This is a genomic window from Acinetobacter lwoffii (assembly GCF_024129735.1).
Taxonomy (GTDB): Bacteria; Pseudomonadota; Gammaproteobacteria; order Pseudomonadales; family Moraxellaceae; genus Acinetobacter; species Acinetobacter lwoffii_H.
Genome location: NZ_JAMXXK010000001.1, coordinates 25807 through 39722 on the forward strand (window position 1 = coordinate 25807; position 13916 = coordinate 39722).

General features: G+C 43.5%; 19 protein-coding genes. All 19 read right to left on the minus strand.

The window, feature by feature from the left end; all coding sequences use genetic code 11:
• Positions 1-59 precede the first annotated feature (59 nt).
• The 19 genes from NI469_RS00150 to NI469_RS00240 all read right to left on the minus strand — a co-directional run bounded on the left by NI469_RS00150 (position 60) and on the right by NI469_RS00240 (position 13386).
• Complete coding sequence (locus NI469_RS00150; protein WP_225215731.1) at positions 60-440, minus strand: hypothetical protein; 381 nt, start codon at positions 438-440, stop codon at positions 60-62.
• A gap of 53 nt (positions 441-493) precedes the next feature.
• The gene (locus NI469_RS00155; protein ID WP_253174171.1) at positions 494-1054 is read right to left on the minus strand and encodes a hypothetical protein; all 561 of its coding nucleotides are present in this window, start codon (positions 1052-1054) and stop codon (positions 494-496) included.
• Between the two features lie 302 nt (positions 1055-1356).
• A complete protein-coding gene (locus NI469_RS00160) occupies positions 1357-1881 on the minus strand; it encodes an antA/AntB antirepressor family protein (protein ID WP_253174172.1) in 525 nt (174 codons plus the stop codon).
• 270 nt (positions 1882-2151) lie between these two features.
• A complete protein-coding gene (locus tag NI469_RS00165) occupies positions 2152-2913 on the minus strand; it encodes a phage tail tube protein (RefSeq protein WP_253174173.1) in 762 nt (253 codons plus the stop codon).
• The gene (locus NI469_RS00170; protein WP_253174174.1) at positions 2913-3086 is read right to left on the minus strand and encodes a hypothetical protein; all 174 of its coding nucleotides are present in this window, start codon (positions 3084-3086) and stop codon (positions 2913-2915) included. Before NI469_RS00170 ends, NI469_RS00165 begins: the two co-directional genes overlap by 1 nt.
• 9 nt (positions 3087-3095) lie before the next feature.
• Positions 3096-3515 carry a phage tail terminator protein gene (locus NI469_RS00175; protein WP_253174175.1) on the minus strand — a complete coding sequence of 140 codons (420 nt, stop codon included), beginning with the start codon at positions 3513-3515 and terminating at the stop codon, positions 3096-3098.
• Entirely contained in the window at positions 3493-3987 is a 495-nt protein-coding gene (locus NI469_RS00180) for a phage virion morphogenesis protein (protein ID WP_253174176.1), read from the minus strand. The genes NI469_RS00175 and NI469_RS00180 overlap by 23 nt, the downstream gene beginning before the upstream one ends.
• A gap of 7 nt (positions 3988-3994) precedes the next feature.
• Positions 3995-4435: a gp436 family protein gene (locus tag NI469_RS00185; RefSeq protein WP_253174177.1), complete on the minus strand. Its 441-nt coding sequence runs from the start codon at positions 4433-4435 to the stop codon at positions 3995-3997.
• Between the two features lie 7 nt (positions 4436-4442).
• On the minus strand, positions 4443-4802 hold the full coding sequence (locus NI469_RS00190; protein WP_253174178.1) for a hypothetical protein: 360 nt from the start codon (positions 4800-4802) through the stop codon (positions 4443-4445).
• Between the two features lie 10 nt (positions 4803-4812).
• Entirely contained in the window at positions 4813-5892 is a 1080-nt protein-coding gene (locus NI469_RS00195) for a major capsid protein (protein WP_253174179.1), read from the minus strand.
• Between the two features lie 6 nt (positions 5893-5898).
• A complete protein-coding gene (locus NI469_RS00200) occupies positions 5899-6273 on the minus strand; it encodes a hypothetical protein (protein WP_253174180.1) in 375 nt (124 codons plus the stop codon).
• Positions 6274-6276: 3 nt separating this feature from the next.
• Positions 6277-7242 (minus strand): hypothetical protein, encoded by a 966-nt coding sequence (locus tag NI469_RS00205; protein ID WP_253174181.1) that lies wholly within the window; start codon positions 7240-7242, stop codon positions 6277-6279.
• Positions 7243-7295: 53 nt separating this feature from the next.
• Positions 7296-8501 carry a phage head morphogenesis protein gene (locus tag NI469_RS00210; RefSeq protein ID WP_253174182.1) on the minus strand — a complete coding sequence of 402 codons (1206 nt, stop codon included), beginning with the start codon at positions 8499-8501 and terminating at the stop codon, positions 7296-7298.
• Between the two features lie 3 nt (positions 8502-8504).
• Positions 8505-9989 carry a phage portal protein family protein gene (locus tag NI469_RS00215; RefSeq protein ID WP_253174183.1) on the minus strand — a complete coding sequence of 495 codons (1485 nt, stop codon included), beginning with the start codon at positions 9987-9989 and terminating at the stop codon, positions 8505-8507.
• Between the two features lie 10 nt (positions 9990-9999).
• The gene (terL, locus tag NI469_RS00220) at positions 10000-11535 is read right to left on the minus strand and encodes a phage terminase large subunit (protein WP_253174184.1); all 1536 of its coding nucleotides are present in this window, start codon (positions 11533-11535) and stop codon (positions 10000-10002) included.
• Positions 11536-12000 carry a DUF2280 domain-containing protein gene (locus tag NI469_RS00225; RefSeq protein WP_004279610.1) on the minus strand — a complete coding sequence of 155 codons (465 nt, stop codon included), beginning with the start codon at positions 11998-12000 and terminating at the stop codon, positions 11536-11538.
• Between the two features lie 70 nt (positions 12001-12070).
• On the minus strand, positions 12071-12280 hold the full coding sequence (locus NI469_RS00230) for a hypothetical protein (RefSeq protein ID WP_004279609.1): 210 nt from the start codon (positions 12278-12280) through the stop codon (positions 12071-12073).
• A gap of 67 nt (positions 12281-12347) precedes the next feature.
• A complete protein-coding gene (locus NI469_RS00235) occupies positions 12348-12989 on the minus strand; it encodes a putative metallopeptidase (protein WP_253174185.1) in 642 nt (213 codons plus the stop codon).
• Positions 12949-13386 (minus strand): hypothetical protein, encoded by a 438-nt coding sequence (locus tag NI469_RS00240; protein WP_253174186.1) that lies wholly within the window; start codon positions 13384-13386, stop codon positions 12949-12951. The genes NI469_RS00235 and NI469_RS00240 overlap by 41 nt, the downstream gene beginning before the upstream one ends.
• Between the last annotated feature and the right edge of the window lie 530 nt (positions 13387-13916).

A 13916-nucleotide genomic window follows, 5' to 3' on the forward strand; every position in this document is an offset into this window, starting at 1 on the left:
TATAAATTAGAAATTAAAAAGCACCTTATGATGCCTTCTTAATCACGATGATCTGTAGATTAGCAGACCTGATTCCAAGCTTTCTGGAATTCTTCTGGATTCATATTCTCACCTTCAACGGCAACTATTGTTGGGCTTGCAATAAAGCGCTTAAAGCCTGTGTATCCACCAAAACTATTTTTACTATTAACTTCACCACAGTTACCATTATGGTTTCTTATTTCAGCGCTATTAGAGTCTTTTAGAAAGTTCTTTAATGCAATACGTGAATCTGTTTGTACTTGAATTCTTTTTGACTGCTCAGATTGGCTGCTGGCTACAGTTTTTACTGAGGCTTGGACTGGCTCGGCTTGAGAATCGGAATCATCACTTGCTAAAAAAGGCAAAGCAATAAAAAGCAGTAATGCGAACACCCCCAATAAAATATAAGAACGTTTCATATTCATATCCATAAATTATTATTTCCACATCATAACTTTAGGGTGAATCCTGATCAATCAGAAACCATTTCTTTCTTAAATGACTCAAAGCCTTTCTTGTCTGATTGAGCGACACGTGCGGCAACGGCGTTATTAAAGATTCCCTGCTTATATAGCTTGTTTGCTGCTTTAACATAGCTCTGGAATGCGCCATAGGTCATTTCCATGATTTCACTATGCTGATGGCCCATGGATACCAGAAACTGGAATGAATCAAACCAGGTGGAGTCATCTTTCTTTTTAACGCCGCGTTTCGGTCTTTCATATCTGAAGTAAGCCTGATTGACCAGAAGTACTGCTTTAAGTAGCTCTTTAAATCCTTGCTCATCAACAGCAAGTTCGACCAATGATTCATTGTCCAGATCGGTGACGCATGCCATGGTTGAAATGACTTGCACGCCATGAGATTTAAATAACTGTGTCAAAATCTCATCTGAATGATTTTGGTCTTTGATGAAGTTCTTAAGTGCTTCAGCATGCATTGCCCAGGTGTCAAAGTCTTTCATCTGGATCTGGCGAACTTCAATGTCATTGATTTTGATGCTTCGATTCATTGCTAGGAAAAAATCATTCATGATGGGATCTCATTACTTTTGATAATTTGAACACTTGTATTGGGTGCCACTATAAATAAAAAACTTTGTCTCACCATCACAATTCATTTTCTTAAAAGCGAAAAAAGTAAACACAGACAAACTCATTACGCCAATTAAGCATACGAGAAATACGGATACCGATTTATTCATGATGGGGTCTCGAAAAAGCCACCCGAAGGTGGCATAGGCTCTTGGTCACCTTTTGAATGCGACCAAGATGATTATTGGATTTAAAATCTAGAATTCGCCGTTTGGGTTGCGGAAATGAAAAATCCAGCATTTCAAATGCCACCCTCTAATTTTAATTCTGGTTGAGCCTCTTTAATCAGATCATCCAGTTCTTTTAGTAGTGCTGGCTTAGTTTGTTTTCCATTTACTGACAAGAATCGACCAGCCTCAGAAAGTGATTGGGTAATCAGCTCAAGTTGTGCTGAAAGCTTGCCAATGCGTACCTGTAACCCATCTTTGAGTTGACGGGCTAATTCCTCTTGCTCGATGTAGTATTTGCGGATCTCGTGACCTTTTTTATTGCGCTCCATCATTCCGAGGTGCTTGGTCATATCTACTGAGATAATGTATTCAATCAGAGTGGCGTTATTGGCTTCCATTTTTTGGTGGAGGCGAACGTAATCAAAGCCATCTTCAAATCCGCACTGGGAGATTCTGCGCTTAATCCATGTTGAAAAGTCCTGCTTACTCTCCAGCATCTTATGTAGGTCACGAGCGTTCACGCCGAGCTGAACTTTTCCATTTAATTCAACTTCAATAAATGGAGTTTGATTTTCAATTTTTACGATTGCATTCATTGATATGCTCCGACTACTCATTAAAAAAGAAACACTGGCAAGAAGATGCAATGAATAGCCGAAACGACCATCTTCTTTTCGGGGATCAGCCTAGCCAGTGGTTTGCCTGAAAACAGGCATAAAAAAACCGCCCAATAAGGACGGTTTAATTAAGTGGTGGGAAAAATCCCTTTCGTTTTCATTAATCGCTTAATGCAAATGAAAAGAATCTAAAAAACAGGCACAAAAAAAGACGCATAGCGCCTGTGGAGTTCTTTGTGCCTGTGTGGGTTACGGTGCTGTCGCTGCTGGAATCGTCACAATATGACCATACAAACCAAGTGTTGGGTCTATTTCCTTGCCTACATCCGATAAGGCCTGACCAGAGATTTCATATTGCCCTAATTCTTCATGGATCAATGGGAAAGTGGTCTCAGGTGACTTTTTAGTTCGCCATAAGCGCACAGCCATATGCTTACCATTGGCTGTATTCACCCCTTTAAAGAACAATTCATATTCTTCATTGAAGTTATTTGCCAAAGTGGTATGTGTTACAGCACCTGTTGTATAGGTGGCTAGGATCGGCATCGTGAGGTCTGCTACATTATGGAAAATCACAGTGCCAAACTTAGCATCCACGGTGTACTGATCATCAGTAAGTGTTTTTGGTGTGCCGCTGGTTGAGTCCTTAAAGGTCACTTCTGATAAGTTATAGCCCTTTAATTGGATTTCCTGACCAGCAACCACAGTACCCAATGATTCATCAGCAATCGCTTTGCTTACAACTTCAGAGTTGGTACCAGATACGATGTACTCCAGATTGTCTTTGTCTACTTCTTCAAGTGTTCCAGAGAAATTCACAGAAGTTGTATTTACCATCGTAAAGTCAGTTGTGCGATTGCCTGATGTTGACTCTTGATGCTCAATAACATCTGCACCAATCTCAAGTTCAAAATCAGGCACGTTGCCCAGATGGCGCATAGCGCCAGCAATACCATTGGTTAGCTTGGATAAATAGAATTTACCCTGCAACGAGATATATTCTTTAGCCATTACTTTTCATCCCCTGTGGTTTTCTTGGCTGGAGCAGCAGCTTTAGGTTCAGGTACTTCCTGAATCACGCCATCTGCCACTAATTTTTTAATCTGAGCATCATCCAATCCGCCGACGGTATCGCCTTTTTGAAAGCGGCCGACAGGCTGAGTTGCCTTGTATTGTTTTGCCATGACTGGCTCCTAAATGAATTTTTGTGATTCAAAAATAATAGTGATGTATGCAAAGCCTGGACTGTAACCATCCCGAACTGAGATAAATTCCAGCGCCGTACGTGATGCTTGAGGCTGCCAACCGGAAAGCAGTTGAATCACCTTCTCAGTCAAAAACCCCGCTTCATCACTTACAGCACGTCCATCGGTCATTTGAGATTGAGCATTGCGACATGCCACCGTAACCGCCCATTGCTGACCGATCTGGTTGATACTTCCACGACCTGCACTGGCTTTCTTGTCTATGCGGACAAAATTGACGTGTGCCGACGGCGTGACTTGCGACATCTCGGTTACGCTGACTGAGTTTAACGGCGTATAGATCTTTAGAAATTCTGGAATTTCTTTCAGCTTTTCTGCAATCTCATCACGCACCGCGAAGAATGTCATCTATAAAACTCCCGACAATGTCTAAAACCATGGCTTCATCTTCAGCATTCAAACCTAGTTGTGTCCGAGGTGGTAGAATCGACTGCTTAACCTTCCGATATTGACCACCCACTGCAAAAGTGATGTATTGGCCATTCTTGGGTAGGATTGTTGCGCCGTAATGCAGATGTGGTGCGTACGCAACATCTGTACCCACCTCCACACCGCTTGAAAGTACATTGTGTGTGTAGGAATTCATTAGGCGGCCAGTATCACGTAGCGTCTCGCCACCTTGCAGCTTGGCTCTCCATGAAATCTTCCACGGGTTACCATCCACACCAGTGCCGGTTAAAAACCGATGCTGAATACTATTCACAAGCCCAGCACCAATCTCATCAAACAACTGGCTCTTGAGTGAATCAAAGTCACCTAATTGCTCAAGCACTGCTTCAATAGGTGAACTGTCAGCCTGAATGGTTATTGCAAAAGCCATAAACACCTCACTTCATGCTGGGCATCATGTCTAAAGTGGCATCACCAAATACACCATCGGTATATGAAGTACCGACCGGTGCTGTCGAAGGTCGCCCTTTAGGTTGGTCATCCACGATCTGGTTTGTTTCAGGTAACTGAATCTGCAAATGTGCTTTGTTATCAGCCACACGCTTTAGGAATGCAATTGCATCTTCATAGCGCTGTCGAACTTCTTCTGTCGGCTGCTGGAAGTAAAGGCGATAGCGTGCAATATCACACGCCATGCGCTTTAAATTACTCGGCACATTGGGAAGCGGCAAAGGATAACGGCCGCCGATGTGGCCGTTAATTTCCTCTGTCGCATCCTGAATTGCATCAGTTACTGAGGACTGAGAAGGAAGCATCGTTTTTAGATTTTCAATCTCATCACCAAATCGTGCGACCAAATCTGATTCAGTCGCATACATAGATCACCTACTTGGTTTCGTCAGCAGACTTTGGGTCTGCTTTAGGTTTTGCAGCAGGTTTCGCCTTTTCAAGTTCAGCCACTTTTGCCTTTAGCTCAGCAACTTCTTGATCAGCCTTGGCCTTGTCCGCAGCTGCTGTCTGATTGGCTTCGGTTAAGGTTTTATTTGCTGCTGTCAGCTCAGTATTAGCCTTTTCAAGTTCAGCTAAACGTGCGGCGGTACCATCTGCCTTAGGTTCTTCCGGCTCTTGATATTCTTCAATAGCCCCAGATGCTAAAAGGGCCTGAAGTTGTTTAGCTTCAAGCCCTTTGATTTCATCACCTGGCATAAAATGCCCGATGGATTGTTTTGCTGTGTACTTCGGCATTTAAGCCTCCTTATAGAGTGATAAAGCCAGTACCACCAACCACACCGTTTTTATTAGACGGCACAACTAGTGGAGCAGATTCAGTCATCAGCATGATGCCGCTTGGATCCTCGCAGTACCATTGACGGTCAAAGTACTGTTGAGCAACGCCGTTGGCCAACATGTTTTTAATCTTACAGTGAGCTACCGAACCGTTGGTATCAGAGATCAAAGAGAAGTAATCCTTAGGAATAAAGCGCTTCACTTGACCTTTGTTACGGTAAGTTGCGTCATATACCCAGAATTCGACCCCATCAAAAGTACCTTTGAAGGTCGCCGATTCCTTAACACCAAAACTTGGATTCACTGGAACAGAAATACCGGCATACGGCGTGATGAATTCTTTTTTGAACTCTTCATTGTTCCAGAGGGCTGCCCAAACCAAACCAGACATAACAGACAGCTTAGCTTCGCCACCATCAGCTGCCAATTGACGTTCAAGCATGGTGCGGATATCCGTTACCGGCTTGGCACCCGCTTCATTCCACTTGGTTAACGGTGTAAATGTCAAAGATGCATCACGACGGTAATCCACCAGGTTGTATTCATAATCATCTGAGTGAAGCGCGTATTTACCATTTTTCAGTAAATCAATTGCCATCATCATGACAGAGTTATCAATTGCATCATGGTTGCGCTTCATTACCGAGATTTGAGCAATGATCATTTGCTCTTGCTCAGATAGTCGCTGGTTACCAGTTGAGATGATACCTGCGGTACGTAAACGTTCCAGCAAGGCAATTTCAAAAGTTTCAGCCGGAGTGACTTGGTTTTTTGGCTTGTAGTAAGCCGGTTTAACATGGCGTACTTCACCAGATTGAGTAGTATCAAATGGCTTACCAGGCTGTTGCGGAGATACCAGTGGTGCCAGATCATGTTCGGCAGACACTTCAGCCAAAGGCACATCATCACGGGTGAATAACGGGCGATTTGGGAAAAGCTTGTCTAAAAGCCAGGTATCCATTGGACGGTAATTTGAGTGGATCAGTGCAAGCTCGCCCACATCAAGAAGTTCAAGTGGAGCACCTTCAATATTAAAAGACTGTGGCATGTTGTTTTACACCTTAGAAAGTTCGATTTTGTTTTTAGTTGCCTGTGCACGTGCTGCGTCATATTGAGCAGTTGTAAGCAAGGTTCCATTTACCGATACAGCTTCGACATTAAATACGCCGCCGTAATACACCGGGATTTCGATCCCGTCAGCGGCCTTGATTGTGGCTTCTGCAGCCGATACATCCTGACCACAAATCACATCCCATGTTTTTTCATCTACAGCATGAGCCAGTACATTGGTATCTGACAGCGTTAATAGATCACCGTATTTAAATGCTGTGGCGGTTGGCACCTTGGCATTGGCACGACGTAATTTTTCATTGTCCAGGATCAGTCGTTTTGAGGTGACTGAAATAGGCGGTACATAGTGAATAGCCATGAATTATTTCCCCTTTTGTTCTGCAAATGCTTGTGCACCAGAAGTGAATTTGTGAGTGTCGGTATTATTCGACTGGCCACCTTGTCCCGGATTAGCTTGATGGCTAAACAGGTGAGCAAATGCCGGATTTACACCTGGTGTTTGTTGTTGCTGTTGTCCAGCTGGTGGCTGCTGAGTAGTACCTGCTGAGAATTGACGAAGCTGCTTAGCAGTAAAGCTAAAAACTGAATCATCCATATTGGTATAAGCCGTTTTATCTTCAGCACTGAATTGCGTTTTCAGCTCAGTTTCTAAAGCTGTAATTTCATCAGCACGCTTTTGCGCTTTGAATTGCTTAAGTTCAGTCAGGGCATCATCACGTTCACGCTCTGCCTGCTCTTTGGCCTGTTGTGCTTTTTCTAATTCGGTCACGTTGGTGTCCTCTTTGGTTGGGTTTGGGTTTGCTTTGCCCGAGAAGGCTTTGATTGATGTGTTGCGATCAGCACCGGTCGAGCAGATTGTAAATTCACGAATACGGTTTTGACGGAAGATTGTGATCGGGCCTTCAAAGGATTGACCATTCACAGTGACTGTCTTGCCTTGAGACACTTCTTCAATCGATCCCGGATCAATCATCATCGACATCTGGAACGGGAAACCGTCATCAGAGTCCTGGACAATTTCCTGTGCTTTGGCGTTTGTAAGGAAATCACCTGATACATCAATCTTTCCGTTTGTATCCACGGTTTGAACGACACCAATTCGACTTGAGCCGAAGTGTTCTTCAAGTAAGGCTGTCGGCTTATCAATCTCAATTCCATCAAGATCAAAGACCACACCGGAGCGCCCCCAATACCAGTGACCATCTACACGACCACCAGCATAAGCAGTGCCTTTAAATTTCCGTTTCTGCCCTTCCTCGGCTTTGGGTACCTCAATCGCAGAGGCATTAAATAAATACTTCAGCCGCTCTTCATTTGGATCTGGCATTTTTCATGCTCCATAAAAAACCGCCCAGAAGGCGGTCATATTCATTTTAAAAACTAATTCAACAAAGGCTTGAGTGTATAAACCATCTGCCCTTCAACCGCTTCAATCGAAATAACCTCAAACGACAGTCCAATTGGAAATAAAACACCATTACCGGCATTCAACATATCCAGATCGATACCCAACCCTTGAGCATTCTCAATCTTAATCACGATATCTGAAGCTGTATCAGCCATCAGCAACGGCGCATTCAATTGAACTGTTTGCCCTACCTGATAAGCCGCTACTTGATTAAGAGTTGCAGCACCTACTACGGTTGAAGCCGTATTACTTGCTACAGCTTGAATCGCTTTCATGTCAGTAGCAAGCCAGCGCTTAAGCACATCATCAGCCAGTGAGCTTGTAGCTGAGTTTAAATAGCCAGTCAGTGCAGCATCATTCCCCTGCACATAATCCAGGAAGGTGCGGATTGCACTTGGCCGAATACTTGGATCAAGTGGAATCACCGTATTAGCCACCGTGTCGAACAGATCCCGAGTCTTATCATCCATCGGAGCAAACAGGCTGGTGAGTTTTTTACTTGCCGTCCATTCTGCCCTGATGACCTCTTTCTGCTCCAGAAGATATTCCTTATCCAGACTTGAAGTACTGATCTTTTTATCCACCAGTGATTCAAGTTCACCAAACTGCAATGGATGAGAACTCCAGTCCAACGCCTCGGCCACTTCTGGCAACTGATCATCTGGCGTAATGCCGTATTTCAATGCCTGCTTCTCGGTTAAGGCAATCACGGTACAGCGACAACGGAAGCCCAATGGTGGATAATGTGTCAGCCAGAATGGATCATCAATCGGACGGACAGTCCGATTTAAAGCCAAGTGGCTAGGACGTACCCGACTATCATTGATCGCCGAATACATCAGATATGGTCGTTTAGCCTTATTCCGTTGCTGTTGTTGCCACCGGCCATGACCATAAGCACTTTGGATGTTGGTACGAAATACATTGTCCAGGTAATGCTTTGGCAGAATGATTTCAGATTCTTCAATTAGCTTCTGAAAATCTTTAAAGGTACCGCCGTCGGCAATGGATTTATTCACCGCCTTGATGACAGTCTCAATTTGCTCAAGACTCGATAGAAAACTAACCGTAGTTACCATCTGCCGGGTCTTGAGGTCCATTGAATAAAACTCATCAGGTAAAACAATCTTTTTGCTGTGAGCGTACCGAAGTGCCTCAAGAAACGTGACTGGTTGCATAACTTACTTCCCATTTTGCGCCGTCACATACCCCAATACATCCGCAGCATACAAAGCCTGATCCAGATTGGCTGTGAACTGTGTCTGAGTTGCACCAGGTATTAATTGCATCAGGTTATAAGCCAGACTTTCAGGACTATCAGACTTGAATACTAATTCCTTGACCTGATCCGGTTTCAGTAGCTGCAATTCATCCTGGCCATCAGTCAGTTCTTCAACTTCCTGTTGTTCAGGTGAAAGCTTGTTTGCTGATGCCTTAAAGTTGAATGCCTGACGCGGTAATGCAGAGAATTGATTGAAACCAATCTGGTTCTGTTCAATCACATCCCCATCCTCTAAACCGTATTCACGCTTAAAATATTGTGGCGTTAAGACTGCACCAGCATTCTTTAACTTCACATCACGATCTGCTTTAGGCTCTTCGAGTGATTTTTCTTCACCAATGATTACCCGATGACGTTCCCAGCCATTTAGATCGCATAAAGCATTAATAATGGCTTGGATCGTTGGCATGATCATTCGTACATCGGCTTTGTACTTTGAGTTCTGTACTTCTAAATGCACATCACCTAAAGCTCGCGAACCTGCGCCGTCGGTACCACTTGTCAAAGTCTGGCCAAGGATAACTTTTTGAATACGGCGTTCAAGGTTCTTATCAAAGACTTCAAATGTCTGGGAAGCATTGCCATTAGTATTAGCAGTTTGAATCTCCACCGAATCTGTGCAACTTAAGGCAATAACCGAACTGGCATGTGCTCTAAGCAGTGCATCACGCATATCTGTCGTCTTGCCGGCAGTTTTACCAACCAGCATTGGTAAGCCAAACTTTTCAACAAACTTGGCCCAGAACTTAAAGCCAGATGTTTTGAAGAACCAGACCCAGTACAGTCGACTTAATAAAGCCTCACCTAATGGATTTTCATAAGTAGATTTGCAACGTGTCAAAAAGTGCTTGAAACGCTGGTCTACTTCTTGATCCTGTCGAGTCGTGTTGTGGTTGGCCAGCAACATCAAGCGACCATCATTTTTAGGCTCATACCACTGCATTGGCTTTTCACCAATCCATTTAAAACCAATAAAAGGCGTAATAGTATCGCCTTCAATATGCAAGCTTGGTTCTTCCGGCTTGGTATAAATCGCCTCTAAGACTGAGTATCCATACCAACGGGCATTCTGTGCACCCAAGAGAATCTCAGACCACCACTCCCGTAAGTGCTCCATGATGATTTTGGATTCCGGTCGATCCATCGGTTCTACACGCCATGATGCACTCTCAAGTTTATCCTGGCGTTTTTCAATTGCCTGATAAATCTCATCGTCATACATCATGACTTTTAACCGTGGGCGGGTAACACCGGCTTTACGCAAAACTTCATCACCATCCGGCATTTTAGTCAGATAACTGATTAAGGCCTGCTCTGCCTCATGAGAATAGAGTGCACCAGATTCGGGCTTACTATTTTCAGACTTTTTACTTTTCTTAGCCATAAATAAAACCTTAAGCCGCTGGTGGGCTATAATTAATCGCAATTACTGCATCTTCAATTGCATCAATGAGCGTATCCACTTGGTCATCATGATCATGGGTAAATGCCGCATTAAACGCTTCACACTCTTCAAAAAACTCACCGACCCATGGTGCATCTTTAGGTACCAATACAAACCGGTCATCAGGCTTGTCCTTATAGTTCGCTTCAAGATGAACCTGCACATCCATAAATCGGGATAGCTTGTCTGTATTACGTTGGACCGGAATCACAGCAACACCGGAATAAGTTCCTAGTGTCTGGATCAACTGGGTACCAGATGCCTTATCTTCTACTTTCATGTAGCGGATTGGTTTGGTATGCCAGGTGTACTCTTTATGCTTATCCAGAAAGGCTTTAGCCTGACGGTTTAGTTCCGGTGCTTCCCATTTGCCACGTAAAAGATCAAGCAAGTACAACTTACCGTCTATACCCATGCCTACAAGCAGGAATACAGAGTAGTCATTGTGCTCTTTGGTTTTCTGCGCCGTATCTACAAGGACAGCTCGCCACTGTAGCTCTGGATGTTCTTTATAGAACCCGAACCATTCAGATTTAATCAGGTCACCGCCTAATTTCTTAGGCTGCTGCATGTACTGACTTGAGAATGTATAGCGCGATACCGTCGCACCCTCTTTATCCTTACCGCCCTTTTCTAGCTGCAAAAGAGATTGCAATGATTCTTTCTTGGGCCAGTAACTTTGGCGACCCTGCTCATCACGCTCAACATCTTGCGGTACCAGTTTTTGAATATGTTCTGGCAGGGTTGCAATGTACTTATCATCAATCAGTGCCGGGATGGATATCTGAGTCCATTCACCTGGTAGATTTCCCGTCATGACGAAATTAGTGGGATCCTCAGTGTGAAGGCGCTGCATGATCATGATGATAGGTGTATCAGATTTAGCTTTACGAGAGTTCACCGTGTTCAGTAGCTTCCGATTCGCTGCATCCCGCTTGATCTTACTGAAAGCATCTTCAGGCTTTAATGGGTCATCAATGATGATACAGCCAGTAAAGCCATCATCTGCCAGCGTCCCTGCCCGCCGTCCTGTGACCTGCCCACCCATGGAAGCCACATAGACATGGCCAACGTCATAGTCCTCAACCGTGATTTTCCACTCTTTCTTAGAGTCGGTACTGTTCGATACGGTTAAATCCCACATCTGGCGGTAGTCTTTCGACTTCACGATGTCACGCGCCGTATCGGATACGCCCTCAACTAATGATTGAGAGAATGACAAATACAAGAATCGAGAACGCGCATTTAAGGCTAAGCCGCGTGGAATTAGGTTGGTGGTCAGTTCAGTTTTTCCGGCCCCTGGTGGAACGTTGATAACCACGTTTGCAATCTCACCAGCAATCACCTGATCAATAATCCATGAGATGTAAACATGGTGCCAGTTCACCGTAAATTTAAAACCCATACGGGGCTTAAAGAATCGCCGGGTGAAATATAAATGCTCATCTTCACACAGCTTCTTTTCAACCTGTGTTTGCAGATCCATTTAATACTCCTCTTGGGCCTTCTTTACAGCAGCTTCAACTTGGTCTTGGGTAGCGTGCACAACTGTTGTTTGTAATGCTTCGCCGTCCTTACCGGTAATTTCTTGTCGGTTAGTGAATTGACCACCTACATCTTTAGCAGCCTGTTCAAGAATCTTGAGTGCTAATTTTGCATTCTTGGTTTTTTCAAGTTGCTTCTGATATTGCTTAAGCCGGTAATACTTACTAGCAATTGGAATATCTATCAAACCTTCATCAAATTTCTTACGAGTCTGGTTGAATAGATCTGCAAGTTTTTTCCCGAGATTGCGACCTGCATATTTAGTCGGGTCATAGTTTTCACACTGACGGCGATCAATTTCAATATTGAACTCTTGCTTGACCAACTCCGCAACTTCTTGAGGGGTATCACGGCATGCAAGAGCTTGAACGATAAATATTTTTACAGGCTCTTTAAGTGCTGCCATAAATCCCCCTTTTGTCATGCTACGTCATGCAAAGTAGGCAAAAAAAATCCCCTTTAATCGGGGAGCTTTTTTAAATCATTTCAAAATGCCTCAATGCTTCTTCAACCTTACCCTTATGTTCTTCAGGACAAGGATGAACACGGTTATCTGGATCATACCTATTAGGTGCTTGCCTTTTAGTTAAACCATGCTGATTTTTAATATCTGCTATCCAGCAACTTTTAAAAGTACGCCCATGTTTTTCAGTAAGGAATTCTTGAATTTGTTTATATGTAGCCATACGTGCCCTCCTTTAGATCAAATCTACAAAAAAATGAAATAAAGTAAAGCTAAAATCTGATCCCATTTTAATTAATCACACAGTTCCCACAACACGCAGCCATACTTGCCTCTGATACAAACGGCGCATTCCTGGCAATTTCCAGAAGTCGTTTGACAGACTCGTCTGCACCCCATCGTTTAACTTCACCAAAGAACACTTCAACGTCATGGCCAGCCAGGTAATGCTTAGGCAGCCCAGTCATATCGCTATAAATGATTTCGCCATCTTCATCACGTTCAACACCAATGTGATATAGCTCATGTTCAATCAAACGGCAGAAGTCACGATCTGTAGCTTGTTCACAATAAGTAGCGTCAACGGTAATCAGATATTGAGGTACAAAGCCAAACCAGTCCCGCATCTGTTGTTCCTGGCGTGCTTTCTTCCATCCGCCCACGTTAAACATGACCTTTTCACATTGGCCTAACACCATACGTTTTTTCGCTACGGCGGCAGATGAAGCCCAGGCGAATGCAAGGAACTCTTCATTGTCATGCAGTAATTCAGCAATATGATCATGATCCGGGTTATGTAACTCACCACCTAAAGTAAGCCAGTTATTCACGACCCATTCTTTAAGCTCTGGCGCAGGTGCCAAACGAATAGCCTCCTCTTCCTCAGCCTGATCAATCAGCTCCGTCGGCGGGAATGGTCTGAACTGTTCCATAAGATGCCTTTAAATTTCTCAGCCATGCCGTTGCACGGCCCATGTTGATATCATTAACTTCAAAGCGGTGATATCGATAACCCATTTCTTCAGCATGGTCATAGCGATCTATACTCCAGGCTTTTGTGGCTAATTTACCTTTTCGACCACCAGACCAAGGCCCACCAGCAATTTCAATTAATGTGAGATAGCCAACCAGGTGTAAATCAAAACGCCAGTGCTTCGTACTTTTAAAGTGAAAATATTCTTCGTATTTGATTTCCATCCGATCCAAGATTTCTTTTAATCGATCGAATGCTTCTAAGTATTTTTCACCAGCTTTGGGTAGGGGTCTGACACGCGATTTCTTTTTTGGCGGGATTTTTTGGGTGAAAAGTTTATAAGCCTTTTCATCCATACAAAGTGAACCGTAAATTATTAATGCGTTCTTTCAGCTTAATTATAATTTCATCGATTACTATCATTTGATGACGCGACAATCCAGATCTGCTGAGATTCTGATACTTAGACAGCTCAGTACTGCAAAATTCTAAGTCTTGTTTCGCTTGTACTTTATCTGTCATGTAATCACCAATAAGAAAAGAAAAACCCCGACAAATTAATGACGGGGTTTGAGTCGTAATACGTTCGACAAAAGGAAAATAGCAATATATTTCAATAAAAAACCCGTTTAACTCTCTCCAATTAAACGGGCTTGACTTGCGTCACAACGTCTTTCTTCTTTTGCAGAGCAACTATATTGCTTAAATATTACAGCTTTATGAAACAGCTCTTTGCTTGAGTGGTTGTTATTCAACTTCTTTCAAACAATCACGACACACCTTGATTTCTTCATCATCAACCGTGTAATCGATCTCAGTCGCACCGTGTAGGCCGAATAAACAGAATATAAATTGGAGCATTTGATTCTCCTTTTTAATTGTTTTC